The following is an 18,737-nucleotide window of genomic DNA, read 5'->3' on the forward strand; positions in this document are numbered from 1 at the left end:
AGTGGACTGCCCGGACGTTACCCACCAGTACAGCTTTCGAATAGGGGGTCGTGCTCAGATGTTCTCTGCGTCACATGCCACGGGACTGCGGGCAAAACCCTAGCTCCTCCGCTGGGTGACCGGGAAGTAACCGCAGGTCGGGGCCCTTCCGGGACGGGCGCCGCGGACTTAGGGTGATCGCCATGCGAGTCCATGTGGTCAGCGATGTGCACGGCAACGCCGAGGGCCTGGCCCGGGCCGGCGACGGTGCCGACGCCCTGGTCTGCCTGGGCGACCTCGTCCTCTTCCTCGATTACGCCGATCACTCACGCGGCATCTTCCCCGACCTCTTCGGCGTCGAGAACGCCGACCGGATCGTCGAGCTGCGCACCCAGCGCCGCTTCGACGAGGCCCGCGAGCTGGGTCGGCGGCTGTGGGACGGGCTGGACCGCGAGGCCGCGATCGAGGCCGCGGTGCGCAAGCAGTACGCCGAGCTCTTCGCCGCCTTCCCCGCGCCGACCTACGCGACCTTCGGCAACGTCGACATCCCCCGCCTGTGGTCCGAGTACGCCCGGCCGGGCACCCGGGTGCTCGACGGCGAGCGCGTCGAGATCGGCGGCCTGGTCTTCGGCTTCGTCGGCGGTGGCCTGCAGTCGCCCATGCGCACCCCCTACGAGATCGACGACGAGACGTACGCGGCCAAGCTCGCCGCCCTCGGCGACGTCGACGTGCTCTGCTCGCACATCCCGCCCGACGTGCCCGAGCTCTGCTACGACACCGTGGCCCGCCGCTTCGAACGCGGCAGCGCGGCCCTGCTGGAGACCCTCCGCGCCGTGCGTCCCCGGTACGCCCTTTTCGGCCATGTCCATCAGCCGCTGGCGCGCCGGATGCGCATCGGCGCAACCGAGTGCGTCAACGTGGGGCACTTCGCCTCGACCGGAACACCCTGGGTGCTGGAATGGTGACGCGGCGCGGGATGTAGCCTTCAGCGGCAGACATTTCGAGGCGGCGGACGGTACCGGAGGAGCCAGGCAGATGGCGGAGAACACCAAGTCGAGCATCACGATCGAAGCGGCCCCCGACCGCGTCATGGCGGTGATCTCCGACTTCGACCGCTACCCGGACTGGACCGGCGAGGTCAAGCTGGCCGAGGTGCTGGAGAAGGACGAGCAGGGCCGCGCCTCGCAGCTGCGCCTGGTCCTGGACGCGGGCGCGATCAAGGACGACCATGTGCTGGCCTACAGCTGGCCCGAGCCGAACGTGGTCAAGTGGTCGCTGGTCAAGTCCCAGATGCTGCGCCAGCTCGACGGCTCGTACAGCCTGAAGCCGGTCGCCGGCGGCACGGCCACCGAGGTGACCTACGAGCTCACCGTCGACGTCAAGATCCCGATGCTGGGGATGATCAAGCGCAAGGCGGAGAAGGTCATCATCGACCGCGCGCTGGACGGTCTGAAGAAGCGCGTCGAGAGCGGCGCCGTCTGACCCCGCCCCCCTGAACCACCCACCCGGAGGCTTTTCTTGCGCACGGTCCTCGTCACCGGTCCCGGCGGCGGGGGCCGCACCACCGCGGCCGCGGCCGCCGCGCTCGCCGCGGCCCGGCAGGGGCGGCGCGTGCTGCTGCTCAGCTGTGACCGGGGCCCCGCCCCCGGCGCGGTGCTCGGCGGCCCGCTGCCCGCGGACGGCGGGGGCGGCGGCCCCTGGACGCCGCCCGTCGAGGCGGTCCCCGGGATGTGGGCCGCCCGCGTCGCCACCGACGGGCACTTCCGCGCCGTCGCCCGCGACCTCCAGGACCGCGGCGCCTCCCTCTTCGACCTGCTGGGCGCCGCGCCCCTGGACGCCGACGAGCTCACCGAGGTGCCCGGCGCCGAGCCGCTCGCGATCCTCGCCGCCCTGCGCGCCGCCCACGCCGACGGCCGCTGGGACCTCGTCGTCGCCGACATGCCGCCCGTCCACGACACCGTGCGGCTGCTCGCCCTGCCCGAACAGCTGCGGCGCTACCTGCGCCGCCTGCTGCCCCCCGAACGCCAGGCGGCCCGTGCCCTGCGCCCCATGCTGGCCCAGCTCGCCGGGGTGCCGATGCCGGCCGCCCGGCTGTACGAGACGGCCGAGCGGTGGCAGCAGGAACTCGCCGCCGTCCAGGCCGTCCTCGAATCCGCCGCCACGACCGTCCGCCTCGTCGCCGAACCGCTCCCGGCAACGGTGGAAACCCTCCGGGAGGCCCGCGCCGGCCTCGCCCTCCAGGGCTGCCACGTCGACGCCCTGGTCCTCAACCGCCTGCTCCCCGACGACTCCGCCGACCCCTGGCTGACGGCGCTCGCCGCCGAGCAGCGTCTTGCGTGCAAGACGCTGCGGGACGATTTCACGGCCGACGCCGTCCCCGTCTGCGAACTGCCCCACCTGGGGCGCAGCCCACGGGGCATGGCGGACCTGACGGAGCTCGCCCAGCGCGCCGCCGGGCGGACGGAGGGCCCGGTGGAGGGTGCCGGGTCGCGGCCGGAGCCGCAGGGCGGGAGGGCGGCCGGGGAGGCCGCGGATGGTCCCGGCTCCGGGCCGGACGTCCGGGGGGACGCTGCCGGTGCGGGCGGCACCGGCGGGGACCGTCCGCGTACGCCCGCCGGGCCCGGGCACCTCGCAGCGGACGGTCTCCTCCTCGGCCTCGGCGCAGCCGGGCCCGTTGCGGAGCGGCGCCCCGAGCCCTGGTCCGTCGAGGACCGGCTGAAGGACGACGGCATGCTCGTCTGGCGGCTCCCTCTGCCCGGCGCGGAGCGCGACGCGCTCGGGCTGGTGCGGCGCGGGGACGAACTCGTCGTCGCCGTCGGGCCGTTCCGGCGGGTGCTGCCGCTGCCGTCCGCGCTGCGCCGGTGCAGTGTCGCGGGGGCGGGGCTGCAGGACGGGGCGCTCTGCGTGCGCTTCATACCCGATCCGGACCTCTGGCCCAGGACCTCGTAACGGCGCTACCCCGTTCGGGTAACGTCGGAGGAAATACCGGCCGCAGGAGTTCCGACATGAACGATGCCACCCAGCGCCCCGGCGAGGCGCCCGACCCCGATGCCTGGGAGCGGGCCTGCGCCGAGGATCTCGCCGCCGAGAACGCCCGGCGCCGGGGGCAGGAGCAGCCCGGCACCGCGGCCGAGGAGCTGCGCAAGCTCATGGACGCCGTCGCCGGCAAGGTCTCCGAGATCCGGCTGCCCGCCGTGCAGCACGTCGTCGAGGCCGCCCGGGCGGCCGTCGAGCCCGTCGTCGAGCGCAACCCCGAGGTCTTCGACCACCTGGCCGCCGCCGGCTCCGAGCTGATGGCCGCCTACCGTGCCGCCGTCGCCGGCCACGAGCGCCGCTGGACCCGCGACGATCCGGGCCCGGACGGTCCCGCCGGGAGCGGAAGCGAACGCATCGATCTGGACTGACGAGCGCTCCGGTACGGTTGGTCGCGGCGGGGTTAGAGCTACTGACTGAGGGACACATGGGACTCACCATCGGCGTCGACATCGGCGGCACGAAGATCGCGGCCGGCGTGGTCGACGAAGAGGGCGCGATCCTCGCCACGTGCAAGGTGCCGACCCCCCCGACCCCGGAAGGCGTGATCGACGCCATCGCCGATGCGGTGCGCACCGTCAGCGAGGGCTTCGAGGTCGAGGCCGTCGGCATCGGTGCCGCGGGCTACGTGGACGACAAGCGCGCCACCGTGCTCTTCGCCCCGAACATCAACTGGCGCCACGAGGCGCTCAAGGACAAGGTCGAGCAGCGCGTCGGCCTCCCGGTCGTCGTCGAGAACGACGCCAACGCCGCCGCCTGGGGCGAGTACCGCTTCGGCGCCGGCCAGGGCCACGACGACGTCATCTGCATCACGCTGGGCACCGGCCTCGGCGGCGGCATCATCATCGGCAACAAGCTGCGCCGCGGCCGCTTCGGCGTGGCAGCCGAATTCGGCCACATCCGGGTCGTCCCGGACGGTCTGCTGTGCGGCTGCGGCAGCCAGGGCTGCTGGGAGCAGTACGCCTCCGGCCGCGCCCTCGTCCGCTACGCCAGGCAGCGCGCCCAGGCCACCCCGGGCAACGCGGAGCTCCTCCTCGGCCTGGGCGACGGCACCCCCGAGGGCATCGAGGGCAAGCACATCAGCCTGGCCGCCCGGCAGGGCGACCCGGTGGCCGTCGACTCCTTCCGCGAGCTGGCCCGCTGGGTCGGCTCCGGGCTCGCCGACCTGGCCTCGCTCTTCGACCCCTCGGCGTTCATCGTCGGCGGCGGGCTCTCGGACGAGGGCGACCTCGTCCTCGACCCGATCCGCAAGTCCTTCCGCCGCTGGCTGGTGGGCGGACAGTGGCGCCCGCACGCCCAGGTCCTCGCCGCCCAGCTCGGTGGCAAGGCAGGACTCGTCGGCGCCGCCGACCTGGCCCGGCAGGGCTGACGACGCGGATGCTCGCGGACCTGCCGGCCTCGACGTCCGCCCCGGACGCGTCGGTCGTCCGCGTGCTGAGCTACAACGTCCGCTCGATGCGTGACGACGTGGCGGCACTGGCCCGGGTCATCCGGGCCTGCGCCGCCGACGTCGTCTGCATCCAGGAGGCCCCGCGCTTCTTCCGCTGGCGCAAGGCGGCGGCCCGGCTCGCCCGCGAGTCCGGCCTGGTGTACGTCACCGGGGGCGCCACCGCCTCGGGGCCGATGATCCTCTCCTCGCTGCGCGCCCACGTCGAGCACACGGAGGACGTGCTGCTCCCGCGCACCCCCGGCCTGCACCAGCGCGGCTTCGCCACGGCGGTGCTGCGCTTCGGGCAGGCCCGGCTGGGCGTGCTCAGCTGTCACCTGAGCATCGATGAGCGCGAGCGATACGTCCAAGGGGGTCTGCTGCTGGAGCAGTTGGGCGCGCTGGGTGTGCCGTACGCCGTCGCGGCGGGCGATCTGAACGACCGCCCGGACGGCAGGACCTTCGGCCGGCTGGCGGGAGTCCTGCAGGACGGCTGGGCCACGGCGCCGTGGGGGCGGGAGCACACGACGCGGCTCGGGGATCCGCTGCAGCGGATCGACGCGGTGTTCGCCACCGCGGGTGTGGAAGTGCTGGGCTGCGGGGTTCCCATGGGGTTGCCGGGGGTGGCGGTGCCCGATCTGCGGGCCGCCACCGATCACCTGCCGGTGTTGGCGGCGGTTCGGGTGCCGGTCGCCTAGCCAGGGCGCCCCGAAGGGGCGCGGGGCTGTGACGTCATGCGGTACCACGGCGCCCCGTAAGGGGCGCGGGGAACTGCGCGACCAGCCCTCACCGGGCCGCAGTCGACGCACCACCCCTGGGGTCCGGGGCGCAGCCCCGGGTACTTCGACTGCGGGCGCGTCGTGGTTGCTCGCGCAGTTCCCCGCGCCCCTTACCACGGCGCCCCTTACGGGGCGCACCGCCTCAGACGACGGCACCCCGACCGGGGTCGTCGTCATCGTCCCCGTCACTGTCGCGCATGCGCAGCACCAGCGTCGCGAAGCCGCCCAGAAAGCCGCCGACCCCCAGCGTGGTGATCCACCACGTCAACTCCTGCCGCAGCAGCACCATCACGAGCAGCAGCAGCGGGCCGCCCAGCACCGCGATCCACGCGAACCGCGACGTCACGTCACCGGTCGGCAGCGGCGGCGGCTCCGGCGGGACGAAGTGGCCCTCGTCCTCCTGCTCCGCGGCGGCCGTCGCGGGAGGCGGGGTCGTCCAGTCGCGCGGGCCGACCCCGGGCGCGTAGACGATGAAGCTCCCCGGCCGCTCCGGTTCGGCCGGCTTCGGCGGCTCCTCGGCGGCGGGGGCGTCCTCGCCGCCCGTGGCGGGCCAGAGGCCCTTCTCCGGGTCGGGCTGTTCGCCGTAGGCGGCGACGAGCTGCTGCCACGCCGCCTCCTCGTCCAGCGGGTCGCGGCTCTCGTCGCGGTCGCGGTCGCGGCCCGCGTCACGCTCAGCCACGGCCGGCCGCCCCCTCCCCGGCAGCGGCCGCGCCGGTGAGCCGGCCGATGAACGCATACGACTCGTCGAAGATCGTCCCGGCGTCGTGGTCCAGCGTGGCCACGTGGTAGCTGCGCTCCAGCAGCCGCTCGGTGACGTCGCGGGAGGAGACCCGGGAGAGGATGCGCGCCGAGTCGGCCGGCGGCACCACATGGTCCTCGGGGCTGTGCATCAGCAGCAACGGCTGGGTGACCAGCGGCAGTTCGGCGTCCAGGCGCTGCAGAAAGCGGCGGAAGGAGTGCGCGGCGTGCAGCGGCACCCGGTCGTAGCCGGTCTCCGTGGCGCCGTCCTTGGCGATGTCGCTCGCGATGCCCTTGCTCGTCCGCACCAGGTGCCGCACCACGGGCAGGGCCTTGGCCGCCAGGCCGTGCACCTTGTTCGCCGGGTTGACGACGCAGACGCCGGAGACCGCGTCCCCGTGGTGGGCGGCCAGCCGCAGCGCCAGCGCGCCGCCCATGGAGAGGCCGAAGACGAAGACCTGGGCGCAGCGCTCGCGCAGCCGCCAGAGCTCGCGGTCGACCTCCGCGTACCAGTCCTGCCAGCCCGTGATCTGCATGTCCTGCCAGCGGGTGCCGTGCCCCGGCAGCAGCGGAAGGGCGACGCTCAGACCCCGTTCGGCGAGATAATCGGCCCAGGGGCGGACGGACTGCGGGGAGCCGGTGAAGCCGTGACACACAAGGACGCCGACCTCTCCGCCGTCATGGCGGAAGGGCTCGGCCCCGGGGAGGAGCAGCACCGGATTCTCCGATCGCAGGTGGCAGGGAAGACCGCGGGGAAACCCGAGGAAAGGGGTCGGTCCTCAGCGTACGCGGAGCGTCGCACGGCGGGTAGGCAGGTTAAGGTCTCCTCGTCACACACAGGAGGTTCTCGGTTGTTCTACGGCGCAATGAAGCTGTCCATCGGCGGGTCGCTGAAGCTTGCCTTCCGGCCGTGGGTGGAGGGGCTGGAGAACGTACCGGCCGAGGGGCCCGCGATCCTGGCGAGCAACCACCTGTCCTTCTCGGACTCTTTCTTCCTGCCCGCGGTGCTCGATCGCAAGATCACGTTCATCGCGAAGCAGGAGTACTTCACCTCCCCCGGAGTCAAGGGAAAGCTGACGGCCGCCTTCTTCAAGGGTGTCGGCCAGCTCCCGGTCGACCGCTCGGGCGCCCGCGGCGCCGGCGAGGCCGCGATCAAGAGCGGCATCGAGGTGCTGGAGCGCGGTGAGCTCTTCGGCATCTACCCGGAGGGCACCCGCTCCCCGGACGGCCGCCTCTACCGCGGCAAGCCGGGCGGCCTCGCCCGGGTCGCGCTGGCCACCGGGGCCCCGGTGATCCCGGTCGCGATGATCGACACGGAGAAGATCCAGCCGCCCGGCAAGGTCGTGCCGAAGCTGATGCGGCCCGGCATCCGGATCGGCAAGCCGCTGGACTTCAGCCGCTACCACGGCATGGACGGCGACCGCTTCATCCTCCGCTCGGTGACCGACGAGGTCATGTACGAGATCATGAAGCTCTCCGGCCAGGAGTACGTCGACATCTACGCGACCGCCGCCAAGCGGCAGATCGCGGAGGAGGCGAAGCGCAAGGCCGAGGAGGAGAAGGCGGCCAAGGCCGCCGGCCTGGAGAAGACGGACGAGTAGCAGGGGCGACGGGGGCGGGGGATGGCGCAGCGCACCGGGCGTCCGCGCGCGGTGCGGATGTCGGTCGAGCTCCCGCTGTGGCGGGCGCTCACGGGCTACCGCATCCTGACCCTCGGCTACGCCCTCGCCCTCTTCTGGCTCGCCCACCGGCACTACGCGCACCCGCTCGGCGCCGCCGCCTACATGGCGGCGCTCACCGTCTGGATGCTGCTGACCTGGAACAGGGTCACCGCTCCCGAGCGCTGCACCCGGTCCTTCCTGATCGCCGACCTGGGCATCGCCCTCACCGGCATCCTGCTCACCGCCGTCGTCGACTCCCCGGCCCGGATCGACGGCGGCGCGGCGACGCTCCCGACCGTCTGGGCGGGCGGCGCCGTGCTGGGCCTGGCCATCAAGGGCGGTTGGCGCTGGGCCGCCGCCGGCTCCACGCTGGTGGCCGCCGCCAACCTCGCCGAGCGCGGCTACTTCGCCCGCGACACCGTCCACAACGTGCTGCTGGTGTGGATCTCCAGCATCGCCATCGGCTACATCGTCGAGGTCGCCCGCGCCAGCGAGCGCACCCTCGCCCGTGCGCTGCGGATCGAGGCGGCCACCCGCGAACGCGAGCGGCTGGCCCGGGACATCCACGACAGCGTGCTGCAGGTGCTGGCCATGGTGCAGCGCCGCGGCGCCGCCCTCGGCGGCGAGGCCGCGGAACTTGGCCGGATGGCCGGCGAACAGGAGATCGCCCTGCGCACCCTGGTGGCCGGCGGCCTGCTGCCGCCGCAGCGCCCGGCCGGGCAGCCGGCCGACGACGCCGAGCTCGTCCGGACCGTCCCCGAGGCCCCCGCCGGCCCCTGCGACCTGCGGGCGCTGCTGGCCCCGTACGCCGGGCCCGCCGTCTCCGTCGCGGCGCCCGGCACGCCCGTGCTGCTGGAGGCGGCCGCGGCGGCGGAGCTGGCGGCCGCTGTCGGTGCCGCCCTGGACAATGTGGCCCGGCACGCGGGGCAGGACGCGCGGGCCTGGATCCTGCTGGAGGACGAACCGGACGAGATCATCGTCACCGTGCGGGACGACGGGCCGGGCATCGCCGAGGGGCGGCTGGCGGCAGCGGAACGGGAGGGGCGCATGGGCGTGGCCCTGTCCATCCGCGGCCGGCTGCGCGACCTGGGCGGCAGCGCCGTGCTGGAGTCCGTGCCCGGCCAGGGCACCGAGGTCGAGCTGAGAGTTCCGCGGAGCTCACGGGGGAACGGAGTCACAGGATGAGCAGGGTGAGCAGGACGGGTACGGCAGCAGCGGTGAAGGTCATGGTGGTCGACGACCACCCCATGTGGCGCGACGCGGTCGCGCGCGACCTGGCGGCCGCCGGGTACGAGATCGTCGCCACCGCGGGCGACGGGCCGCAGGCGGTGCGCCGGGCGAAGGCCGCGGCCCCCGACGTCCTGGTCCTCGACCTCAACCTGCCCGGCCTGCCCGGCGTGGCCGTCTGCAAGGAGCTCGTCGGCGCGAACCCCGCCCTGCGGGTCCTCGTCCTCTCCGCCAGCGGCGAGCACGCCGACGTCCTGGAGGCCGTCAAGTCCGGGGCCACCGGCTATCTGCTGAAGTCCGCGAGCACCGAGGAGCTGCTGGACGCCGTCCGCCGCACGGCCGCGGGCGACGCGGTCTTCACCCCGGGCCTGGCCGGCCTGGTGCTCGGCGAATACCGCAGGCTGGCCGCCGGCCCGGCCCCCGCCGCGCCCGACGAGCCCGAGGTCCCGAGCCTCACCGACCGCGAGACCGAGGTCCTGCGCCTCGTCGCCAAGGGGCTCTCGTACAAGCAGATCGCCGAGCGGCTGGTTATTTCCCACCGCACGGTGCAGAACCATGTTCAGAACACCTTGGGCAAGCTCCAGCTGCACAACCGCGTGGAGCTCGTCCGCTACGCGATAGAGCGAGGTCTCGACGACGCCTGACGCCGCCTGCGGCCGGGCGTCACCCGGCACTCGGCGAAGGGAAGGTGTCATGCGGGTCGGAGTACTGACCGGCGGCGGCGACTGCCCCGGGCTCAACGCGGTCATCCGCGCCGTCGTCCGCAAGGGCGTCCAGCGCTACCACTACGACTTCACCGGCTTCAAGGACGGCTGGCGCGGACCGCTCACCGGAGCGGTCACGCGCCTCGACATCCCCGCGGTGCGGGGCATCCTGCCGCGCGGCGGCACCGTGCTCGGCTCCTCGCGGACCAACCCCCTCCGGGAGCCGGACGGGGTCCGCCGCATCAAGGAGAACCTGGCCAAGCACGAGGTGGACGCCCTCATCGTGATCGGCGGCGAGGACACCCTGGGCGTGGCCCGCCGGCTCTCGGAGGAGCACGGCATCCCCTGCGTCGGAGTGCCCAAGACCATCGACAACGACCTCTCCGCCACCGACTACACCTTCGGCTTCGACACCGCCGTCAACATCGCCACCGAGGCCATCGACCGGCTGCACACCACGGCCGAGTCGCATATGCGCGTCCTCGTCGTCGAGGTCATGGGCCGGCACGCGGGCTGGATCGCCCTGCACTCCGGCCTGGCGGGCGGCGCCAACGTCATCCTCGTTCCCGAGCAGCGGTTCGACCTCGACGAGGTCTGCGAGTGGGTCACCTCGCGCTTCCGCTCCAGCTACGCACCGATCGTGGTGGTGGCGGAGGGCGCCATGCCGCGCGACGGCGACCTGGTGCTCAAGGACGCCGCGGCGCACGACTCCTTCGGGCACGTCCGGCTGTCCGGCGTGGGGGAGTGGCTGGCCAAGCAGATCGAGACCCGTACCGGCAAGGAGGCGCGGACCACGGTGCTCGGCCACGTCCAGCGCGGCGGCACGCCCAGTGCGTTCGACCGGTGGCTGGCGACGCGGTTCGGGCTGCATGCGATCGATGCCGTCCGGGACGGCGCATTCGGGCAGATGGTCGCGCTGCGGGGGACGGACGTGGTCCGTGTTCCGCTGGCCGAGGCGACGGCGAAGTTGAAGACGGTGCCGCTTGCGGAGTACGAGGAGGCGAAGGTCTTCTTCGGCTGAGGGCAGGGCTTTCCCCGCCCACCCGCCCGTGACCCGGGCGGGTGGGCGGGCGCGGGTCAGACCAGGACAGCGGTCAGCAGCTCCGTGACGATCGACGCACCGTTCAGCGTCAGCACCGACTCCGGGTGGAACTGCACCCCCGCGAAACCGGGGCCCCGCAGGGCGTGGACGTCGCCGGTGGCCGGGTCCAGACTGAGCTCGGCCCCGTCGAGTCCCGTGCCGCGCGCCGTGAACGTGTTGTAGAAGCCCACCGTCTCCTCCCGCCCGAAGAAGTCGATCCGCTCCTGCGCCCCTTGATACGGCACCTCCTTCCGCACGATCTCCAACCCCAGCTCCGCCGCGATCAGTTCATGCCCCAGGCACACCCCCAGCAGCCCGTGCCGGTGCCCGCGCAGCAGGTCCGCGGCCAGCCCGCGCAGCAGCCGCATCTTCGGGTCGGCCGCGTCCGAGGGGTTGCCGGGGCCGGGGCCCAGCACCACGGGGCCCGGGTGGGCGAGGGCGGCGTCGCGCAGCCCGGGCTCGTCGTAGCGCCGCACCGTCACCGTCAGCCCCGAGGTGCGCAGGAGGTGGGCGAGCATCGCCGTGAAGGTGTCCTCGCCGTCGACGACCAGGGCGTGCCCGGTCAGCGTTCCGGTGGACCCGGACGTCTGCATCCGCAGCCAGAACGGGGCCAGATCCGCGCGCCGGGCGTCCAGCGCCGCCCGTACCCGCGGGTCGTCCCCGAGCCGTACGGGCGGTGCGGCCGACGGGCGTACGGGTCCGCGGCGCACGCCCAGGGCGGCCAGCACGCCGGCCGCCTTGGCGTGGGTCTCGGCGACCTCGCCGCGCGGATCCGAGCGGCGGACGAGCGTGGCGCCGACCCCCACCCGCAGCCGGCCGCGCCGGTCGATGTCCGCGGTGCGGATGAGGATCGGGGAGTCGAGGGTCTGCGCACCGCCCGCGTCGCGGCCGATCAGGGCGAGCGCCCCCGCGTAGTAGCCGCGGCCGCGGGGTTCGTACCGCTCGATGACACGGCAGGCGTTCTGTACGGGCGAGCCGGTGACGGTCGCCGCGAACATCGTCTCCCGCAGCACCTCGCGCACGTCCATCGAGGAGCGCCCGCGCAGTTCGTACTCGGTGTGCGCGAGGTGGGCCATCTCACGGAGCCGCGGGCCGACGACCACGCCGCCCATGTCGCCGACGGTGCACATCATCTTCAGCTCCTCGTCGACGACCATGGACAGTTCCTCCACCTCCTTGCGGTCGTGCAGGAAGGCCAGCAGCCCGTCCTCCGAGGCGCCTCCGGCCGGATAGCGGTAGGTGCCGCTGATGGGGTTCATCACGACCGTCCCGCCGGACATCCGCACATGCACCTCCGGACTGGCGCCCACCAGGGTGCGGTCGCCGGTGTGGACGACATACGTCCAGTAGGCGCCGCGCTCGCCGGACAGCAGCCGCCGGAAGAGGGCCAGGGCGTCGGCGGCGCAGAATCCGTGGACCTCGCCCTCGAACGTGCGCCGGATGACGAAGTTGGCGCCTTCCCCGGTGCCGATCTCGTCCTCGATCACGCGCTCGACGATGCGCGCGTACGCGTCGTCGTCCACGTCGAAGGCGCCGCCCTCGACGTGGACCTCATGGCCGGGCAGGGCGTCGAGGACGGCGTCGAGCGGCAGGGCGTGGGCCTCCTCCGGGTGCAGCACCAGCAGCGGGGTGCCGTCGTCGCGGACGTCGAAGCCGCGTTCGCGGATCTGCCGGAAGGGGACGAGCGCCAGGGCGTCGTGCACCGGCGCGCCGCCCGCGGGCGGGCCGGACGGGAGCGGGACGTCCGCCAGCCGCCCGGCCTCCGAGACCGGGCCGAGGAGCAGTTCGACCACGCCCTCGGGATGGCCGGGGGTGCGGCGGTGCAGCAGGGCGAAGGGCGGGCAGCCGTGCGCGGTCAGCCGCGCGAGCAGGGCGGCAGGGGTGGTTCCGTCCATCGGGAGGTTCCTTCCTGGTGGGGGAGGAACGGCCTGCCGGATGCGCCCCGCGGACGCGGAAGGCCGCCCCTCGGGGCGGCCTTGGCGATGAGATCGGTGTACGCGCGATCAGTGGGCCGCCGGAGGAGCGGTCCACCACCAGTACTGGTTACGGGTGTCGAGCACGTACATGCGGGGCAGGTTACCGGACGGCCCGCGCGTCTGTCGTGCGTTTATCCGGAGCCTCGTCTCACGATTCGTCTCATAGTCCGGTCCGGCCCCTGAACGGCCCCGGCGACCCCGTAATGTTGAGTGCGTGACCGTGAACGCTGAAATCCACGCCGGTGGCAACACCTGGCGCTCCCTGCCCGCGGCGCAGCAGCCTGACTGGCCGGACCAAGAGGCTCTGCGCGATGTGATCGCCGAGCTCGAGTCCTATCCGCCCCTCGTCTTCGCCGGCGAGTGCGACCAGCTGCGTCAGCGTCTGGGAGCCGTCGCGCGCGGCGAGGCGTTCCTGCTCCAGGGCGGTGACTGTGCGGAGGCCTTCGACGCCGTCGGCGCCGACCAGATCCGCAACAAGCTCAAGACGCTGCTCCAGATGGGCGCGGTGCTCACGTACGCCGGGTCGGTGCCCGTCGTGAAGGTCGGCCGGATCGCGGGCCAGTACAGCAAGCCGCGTTCGAAGCCGACCGAGACCCGCGACGGCGTGACCCTGCCGACCTACCGCGGCGACTCCGTCAACGGCTTCGCCTTCACGCCCGAGGCCCGGACGCCGGACCCGCAGCGGCTGAAGCGCATGTACCAGGCCTCGGCCTCCACGCTGAACCTGGTGCGCGCCTTCACCACCGGCGGCTACGCGGACCTGCGCCAGGTGCACGCCTGGAACCAGGACTTCGTGAAGTCCTCGCCCTCCGGCCAGCGCTACGAGCAGCTGGCCCGGGAGATCGACCGGGCGATGAACTTCATGAACGCCTGCGGCGTGGACCCGGAGGCGCTGAAGGCGGTCGAGTTCTACGCGTCCCACGAGGCGCTGGTCCTGGACTACGAGTCGGCGCTGACCCGTGTCGACTCCCGCACCGGCCACCTCTACGACGTCTCGGGCCACATGGTCTGGATCGGCGAGCGCACCCGGCAGCTGGACGGCGCGCACATCGAGTTCGCGTCGAAGATCCGCAACCCGATCGGGGTGAAGCTCGGCCCGACCACCACGGTCGACGAGGCGCTCACCCTGATCGACCGGCTGGACCCGGAGCGCGAGCCCGGCCGGCTGACCTTCATCACCCGGATGGGTGCGGGCAAGATCCGCGAGAAGCTCCCCGAGCTGGTCGAGAAGGTCACCGCGTCCGGTGCCGCGGTGGCCTGGATCAGCGACCCGATGCACGGCAACACCTTCGAGGCGGCCTCGGGCCACAAGACCCGCCGCTTCGACGATGTGCTGGACGAGGTCAAGGGCTTCTTCGAGGTCCACAAGGCCCTGGGCACCCACCCGGGCGGCATCCACGTGGAGCTCACCGGCGACGATGTCACCGAGTGCGTGGGCGGCGGCGACGAGATCTTCGTCGACGACCTGCACCAGCGCTACGAGACGGCCTGCGACCCCCGGCTGAACCGCAGCCAGTCGCTGGACCTGGCGTTCCTGGTGGCGGAGATGTACCGCGACCAGTGAGTCGCCTGTGACGCATGAACGATGGGGTGCGGATCCTGTGATCCGCACCCCATCGCGTTGTGCGGCCACGCCGGGCGAGGGTAAGGTAAGGGTTACCTTATTGATCACTTGGTGAGGCGGTGACCCGCGTGTACGTCTGCTCATGCTTCGGCATCACGGAGCAGCAGGTGCGCAAGCACGCGGAGCAGGGGGCGTGCACCCCCCGGAAGATCGCCTCGGCCTGCAAGGCGGGCACCGACTGCGGCAGCTGCGTCCGCCGTATCCAGGCGCTGCTCGGGCGCGGCGCGTGCCCGCGCCGCGAGCCGGCCGACCAGGGCTCGGCCGAGGTGCCGGGTGCCGAGGTCGTGATCCTGCCCGCCGCCCCCGCGGTGCGGGCCGCGTAGCCGCCTCGGGCGGGGCCTACTTGCTGCTGCCGCTCTCCTGCTCGATGAACTGGGCGATGTACAGCGCCTCGCCGAGCTTCTCGATCAGTTCGAGCTGGGTGTCGAGGTAGTCGATGTGGTCCTCCTCGTCGGCGAGGATCGACTCGAAGATATTGGCCGAGGTGATGTCGCCCTTGGCCCGCATGACCTCCACCCCGCGCCGGAGCCGGTCGATGGCCTCGACCTCCACCTGCCGGTCGGCCTGGAACATCTCGGTGATCGTCTGGCCGATCCGGACGTGGAAGAGCCGCTGATAATTGGGCAGCGCCTCCAGGAAGATGATCCGGTCCGTCAGGACCTCCGCGTGCCTCATCTCGTCGAACGACTCTGCACGGGTGTGCGAGGCGATCTTCGTCCAACCGTGGTGCTCCTGCAGCTTGGCGTGCAGGAAGTACTGGTTGATGGCGGTCAGCTCGGCCGTCAGCTGTTCGTTGAGGAACTCGATGACCTCGGGGTCGCCCTGCATTGCGCAGTCCTTCCAGGCGGATGTCCGGCAGATTGCGCCGCATCCTTGCACCGCCCCGAGGAGCCGTCCAGTAAGTGCACACTTAGCGGGACTTGTCTCTGACTTGTCCATATCCGGGTGACCCGTGGTCATCAGCACCTCCCGGGGTCTGACACCATGGACTCATGGGTCAGTCGGAAAGCCGCAAAGGGGAAATCGAGCTTCCCCCGGGGCAGCGCCTCCAGCGCGGATGGCCGGTGACGCACTACGGTCCCGTCCCCAAGTTCAGGCCGGAGCGCTGGGAGTTCCGCGTCTTCGGCGCGACGGCCGACGGCGACAAGCACTGCTGGACGCACGAGGAGTTCACCGCCCTCCCGTACACGACGGTCGTGGCGGACCTGCACTGCGTGACGAAATACAGCATGCCGGGCGCCGAATGGGGCGGCGTGTCGGCCCGCACCGTGCTCGAACTGGCCCCGCCCGCACCCGAGGCCACGCATGTGATGGTGTGGGCCGAGTACGGCTACAGCTCGAACCTGCGGCTGTCGGACTTCACGGCCGAGCAGACGATCTTCGCCACGCACAAGGACGGCGAACTCCTCACCGCGGAGCACGGCTTCCCGGTGCGGCTCGTCGTGCCGCACCTGTATGCGTGGAAGGGGCCCAAGTGGGTCCGCGGCGTGGAGTACATGACGGCCGACCGCCGGGGCTTCTGGGAGGAGCGGGGCTACCACAACGTGGGCGACCCGTGGCGGGAGCAGCGGTACTCCTACCAGGAGGAGCCGGGCGAGGGCCCCGAACTGTAGGGCTCTACGGCCGCCGCGCCGCGCGCAGTTCCTTCAGCCGGGCCACGTCGGCCGCGTGTCCCTCCGGGCCGCCCGGGGTCTCGATCGTCAGGGGCACGCCCTCCGTCGCCGGGTGCGCGAACAGCTCCCCGAAGGCCTCGGCGCCGATCCGCCCCGCCCCGATGTTCTCGTGCCGGTCCAGGTGCGACCCCGCGCCCGCCTTCGAGTCGTTCGCGTGGATCAGACGCAGCCGCCCCTCGCCCATGACGTCGACGAGCTCGTCCAGCACCTGCTTCACCCCGCCCGGCGCGGCCAGGTCGTGCCCGGCGGCGAAGACGTGGCAGGTGTCCAGGCACACGCCCAGCCGCGGATGCCGGTCCAGCGCCTCGGCGTACGGGCCCAGGTCCTCCACCAGCGAGCAGAGCGAGGCGCCCTGACCGGCCGTGGGCTCCAGCAGCAGCCACGGGTCGTCGTCGTGCGTGAGCTCGTCCAGCAGCGGCAGCATCCGCTCGCGCACCTGGGCCAGGGCCTCCGCGCGCGGCCGGCCGGCCGTGGCGGAGCCGGTGTGCACCACGACGCCCTGCGCGCCGATCTCCCGGCCGCGCCGCAGCGAGTGGCGCAGCGACTCCACGGACTTGTCGACCGTCGCGGCGCCGTGTGAGCCGAAGTTGATCAGGTAGGGGGCGTGGACGAAGACGGGCAGCCCGGCGTCCTCGCACCCGGCGCGGAACTCCTCGTCCTGGCGCGGGTTCCCCGGCGGGGTCGCCCAGCCGCGCGGGTTGGCGACGAAGACCTGGACGGCCTCGGCGCCCATCGCGCGGGCGTAGGGCAGCCCGGTCTTCGCCAGACCGCCCGCCACGGGGATGTGCCCGCCGACGGGATTGCGTGTCATTGCGTTCAACGTGCTGTTCAAGCTGCTCGAAATCCTCAGAAACCGCTCTTCAGGCGGATGATGACGGTGTCGCCGCGGGCCGCCTGGTCGCCGCCCCGGACCGACTGGGAGTCCACCGAGTCCTGCGGGAAGAAGAACGGCCGGTCGACCTTCACCTGGAAGCCCGCGTCCGTCAGCGCCTTCTTGGCGTCGGCCTCGCTCTTTCCGGTGACATCCGGGACCGTGATCATCTCCTTGCCCTTGGAGAGGGTCACCGTGACCGTGTCGCCCTCGGCGCCCTTCTCGCCCTTGCCCGGCGACTGCTCGGCCACCGTGCCCTTGTCCCTGGGCGAGTAGACCTGGGTGTCCGAGACCTTGATCTGGAGCCCGGCGTCCCGGAGCGCCGCCGTGGCGTCGGCGACCGTCATGCCCGTCACATCGGGCACGTTCAGCTGCCGGCCCTTGCTGACGACGAGCGCCACCGCGGAGTCCGGCCGCAGCTCCTGGCCCGGCCGGGGGTCGGTGCCGAGCACGGAGCCCTTCGGGGTCTCGCCGCTGAACTGCTCCGAGACGTCGCCGACCGTCAGGCCCTTGTCCTGGAGCTGCTTCTTCGCGTCGTCCAGCGTCATGCCGACGACATTGGGGACCTGCACCTTCTGCGGGCCCCGCGAGACGGTGACCGTCACCTTGCCGTTGTTGCGGATGCGTTCGCCCGGCTTCGGGTCGGTCGAGATGACGTGCCCGCGCTCGACGGTGTCGCTGAAGTCCTGCCGGACCTGCGCCCCGAGCCCGGCCTTGTCCAGCTCCTGCTGCGCCTTGGCCTGGGTCATGTCCAGGACGGCCGGCACCGAGGTGAACTGGCCGGAACCGACGTACCAGACGCCCGCCCCGCCGCCCAGCAGCACGACCAGCAGCCCGATCACCACGGCCAGCCGGTTGACGCGCCAACGCGGCTGCCCGGCCGGCCGGTGCTGCGCCGCGGGGCCCGGCGGGGCCGGGGGAGCGGGCTGCCGCTCCAGCCGGGTGGTGCGGTTGAGCAGCTCCTCGCCGGCGGGCGGCGGCAGCGGCTGCGCCGCGGGCTGCCGCGGTATCACGCTCGTACGGTCCTCGGAACCGGCCGGCAGCGGACTGTGCCGGACGCCCGGCGGCTCCGCGTCCAGCTGTGCGTCCGTCAGGGCCGCGCGGGCGGCGCGGGTCAGCTCCAGCAGCCGGACGGCGTCGGCCGGGCGCAGCTGCGGGTCGCGGGCGGTGGCCTTGACCACCAGGCCGTCCAGCTCGGGGGCGAGCCCCGGGACCGCCTCGGACGGCAGCGGCACATCCTCGTGCAGGTGCTGGTAGAGCACCTGGGCGGGGGTGCCGCCGGAGTGCGGCTTGGCGCCCGTCAGCATCTCGTAGAGCACCACGCCGCAGGCGTAGACGTCGGCGCGCGGGTCGGCGGTGCCGTGCTCGATCTGCTCGGGGGCCAGGTACGAGACCGTGCCCAGCACCGAGCCGGTACTCGTGCTGGTGTGCGTGTCGACGGCCCGGACCAGGCCGAAGTCCGCCACCTTGACCCGGCCGTCGTCGCCGATCAGCACGTTCTCGGGCTTCATGTCGCGGTGCACCAGCCCCGCGAGGTGGGCTGCGCCCAGCGCGGCCAGCACGGACTCGGCGATGTCCAGCGCGGCCCGCGGCTGCAGGGCGCCGCGCTCGCGCAGCACGTCGCGCAGCGTGCACCCGGCGACGTACTCCATGGCCAGGAAGACATAGCCGCCGTCGGTGCCCTGGTCGAAGACGCCGACCACATTGCGGTGGTCCAGGCGCGCCACGGACTTGGCCTCGCGGATGAAACGGTCCACGAACGCCGCGTCGGCGGCCAGCGAGGGGTGCATCACCTTGAGGGCGACCACGCGGTCGAGCCGGGTGTCCAGCGCCCGGTAGACCGTGGCCATGCCGCCCACGGCGATCCGCGCCTCGACGCGATAGCGGCCGTCGAGCAACTGATCGACGAGAGGGTCCGGCAGGGTCGTATCCACGACAGACGAGTCTACGAGCCCCGGCGCCCCG

General features: G+C 72.8%; 19 protein-coding genes. 13 read left to right on the forward strand and 6 right to left on the reverse strand.

Translation table 11 applies throughout. The annotated features are described in order from the left end of the window. Positions 1 to 182 precede the first annotated feature (182 nt). The 6 genes from HG542_RS18815 (at position 183) to HG542_RS18840 (ending at position 5,136) form a co-directional block, all read left to right on the forward strand. A complete protein-coding gene (locus HG542_RS18815) occupies positions 183 to 944 on the forward strand; it encodes a metallophosphoesterase family protein (RefSeq protein WP_171082941.1) in 762 nt (253 codons plus the stop codon). A 70-nt stretch (positions 945 to 1,014) separates the two neighbouring features. Continuing rightward, positions 1,015 to 1,461 (forward strand): SRPBCC family protein, encoded by a 447-nt coding sequence (locus HG542_RS18820; RefSeq protein WP_171082943.1) that lies wholly within the window; start codon positions 1,015 to 1,017, stop codon positions 1,459 to 1,461. Between the two features lie 36 nt (positions 1,462 to 1,497). Then, entirely contained in the window at positions 1,498 to 2,928 is a 1,431-nt protein-coding gene (locus HG542_RS18825; RefSeq protein ID WP_171082945.1) for an ArsA family ATPase, read from the forward strand. 56 nt (positions 2,929 to 2,984) lie between these two features. After that, positions 2,985 to 3,383: a DUF5304 domain-containing protein gene (locus HG542_RS18830; RefSeq protein WP_171082947.1), complete on the forward strand. Its 399-nt coding sequence runs from the start codon at positions 2,985 to 2,987 to the stop codon at positions 3,381 to 3,383. A 56-nt stretch (positions 3,384 to 3,439) separates the two neighbouring features. After that, entirely contained in the window at positions 3,440 to 4,381 is a 942-nt protein-coding gene (locus tag HG542_RS18835; protein WP_171082949.1) for an ROK family glucokinase, read from the forward strand. 8 nt (positions 4,382 to 4,389) lie between these two features. Further along, positions 4,390 to 5,136, forward strand: coding sequence for an endonuclease/exonuclease/phosphatase family protein (locus HG542_RS18840; protein WP_171082951.1), 747 nt, complete (start codon positions 4,390 to 4,392; stop codon positions 5,134 to 5,136). Positions 5,137 to 5,359: 223 nt separating this feature from the next. Here HG542_RS18840 and HG542_RS18845 read toward each other — a convergent pair whose 3' ends face one another. Next, entirely contained in the window at positions 5,360 to 5,896 is a 537-nt protein-coding gene (locus tag HG542_RS18845; protein ID WP_171082953.1) for a hypothetical protein, read from the reverse strand. Next, positions 5,889 to 6,671 carry an alpha/beta hydrolase gene (locus HG542_RS18850; RefSeq protein ID WP_171082955.1) on the reverse strand — a complete coding sequence of 261 codons (783 nt, stop codon included), beginning with the start codon at positions 6,669 to 6,671 and terminating at the stop codon, positions 5,889 to 5,891. The genes HG542_RS18845 and HG542_RS18850 overlap by 8 nt, the downstream gene beginning before the upstream one ends. Positions 6,672 to 6,806: 135 nt before the next feature. Between HG542_RS18850 and HG542_RS18855 the strand changes: the two genes are divergently transcribed. Genes HG542_RS18855 through HG542_RS18870 form a run of 4 tightly spaced genes read left to right on the forward strand, consistent with a single transcriptional unit; the run spans position 6,807 to position 10,568 of the window. Beyond that, positions 6,807 to 7,556, forward strand: coding sequence for a lysophospholipid acyltransferase family protein (locus HG542_RS18855; RefSeq protein WP_171082956.1), 750 nt, complete (start codon positions 6,807 to 6,809; stop codon positions 7,554 to 7,556). Positions 7,557 to 7,577: 21 nt separating this feature from the next. After that, complete coding sequence (gene macS, locus HG542_RS18860) at positions 7,578 to 8,801, forward strand: MacS family sensor histidine kinase (protein ID WP_227725132.1); 1,224 nt, start codon at positions 7,578 to 7,580, stop codon at positions 8,799 to 8,801. Positions 8,802 to 8,842: 41 nt separating this feature from the next. Beyond that, positions 8,843 to 9,487 (forward strand): response regulator, encoded by a 645-nt coding sequence (locus tag HG542_RS18865; protein ID WP_227725281.1) that lies wholly within the window; start codon positions 8,843 to 8,845, stop codon positions 9,485 to 9,487. Positions 9,488 to 9,536: 49 nt separating this feature from the next. Beyond that, positions 9,537 to 10,568, forward strand: a complete 1,032-nt coding sequence (locus HG542_RS18870; RefSeq protein ID WP_171082960.1) for a 6-phosphofructokinase — start codon at positions 9,537 to 9,539, stop codon at positions 10,566 to 10,568. 56 nt (positions 10,569 to 10,624) lie between these two features. Here HG542_RS18870 and HG542_RS18875 read toward each other — a convergent pair whose 3' ends face one another. Beyond that, positions 10,625 to 12,523, reverse strand: a complete 1,899-nt coding sequence (locus tag HG542_RS18875; protein ID WP_171082961.1) for an anthranilate synthase family protein — start codon at positions 12,521 to 12,523, stop codon at positions 10,625 to 10,627. A 295-nt stretch (positions 12,524 to 12,818) separates the two neighbouring features. On the opposite strand from HG542_RS18875, the gene HG542_RS18880 reads away from it, so the two are divergent. Further along, positions 12,819 to 14,168, forward strand: a complete 1,350-nt coding sequence (locus HG542_RS18880) for a class II 3-deoxy-7-phosphoheptulonate synthase (RefSeq protein WP_171082963.1) — start codon at positions 12,819 to 12,821, stop codon at positions 14,166 to 14,168. 119 nt (positions 14,169 to 14,287) lie between these two features. Next, on the forward strand, positions 14,288 to 14,551 hold the full coding sequence (locus tag HG542_RS18885; protein WP_171082965.1) for a (2Fe-2S)-binding protein: 264 nt from the start codon (positions 14,288 to 14,290) through the stop codon (positions 14,549 to 14,551). Between the two features lie 16 nt (positions 14,552 to 14,567). Here HG542_RS18885 and bfr read toward each other — a convergent pair whose 3' ends face one another. Then, positions 14,568 to 15,056, reverse strand: coding sequence for a bacterioferritin (gene bfr, locus HG542_RS18890; RefSeq protein WP_171082967.1), 489 nt, complete (start codon positions 15,054 to 15,056; stop codon positions 14,568 to 14,570). A gap of 164 nt (positions 15,057 to 15,220) precedes the next feature. Between bfr and HG542_RS18895 the strand changes: the two genes are divergently transcribed. Further along, positions 15,221 to 15,841 carry a sulfite oxidase-like oxidoreductase gene (locus tag HG542_RS18895; protein WP_171082969.1) on the forward strand — a complete coding sequence of 207 codons (621 nt, stop codon included), beginning with the start codon at positions 15,221 to 15,223 and terminating at the stop codon, positions 15,839 to 15,841. Between the two features lie 4 nt (positions 15,842 to 15,845). Here HG542_RS18895 and HG542_RS18900 read toward each other — a convergent pair whose 3' ends face one another. Together HG542_RS18900 and pknB are read right to left on the reverse strand one after the other, a co-directional pair. Then, entirely contained in the window at positions 15,846 to 16,712 is an 867-nt protein-coding gene (locus HG542_RS18900) for a deoxyribonuclease IV (RefSeq protein ID WP_171082971.1), read from the reverse strand. Positions 16,713 to 16,747: 35 nt separating this feature from the next. After that, positions 16,748 to 18,706, reverse strand: a complete 1,959-nt coding sequence (pknB, locus tag HG542_RS18905; RefSeq protein ID WP_171082973.1) for a Stk1 family PASTA domain-containing Ser/Thr kinase — start codon at positions 18,704 to 18,706, stop codon at positions 16,748 to 16,750. Positions 18,707 to 18,737: the final 31 nt, after the last annotated feature.

Source organism: Streptomyces morookaense (genome assembly GCF_013030945.1).
Lineage (GTDB): Bacteria > Actinomycetota > Actinomycetes > Streptomycetales > Streptomycetaceae > Streptomyces > Streptomyces morookaensis.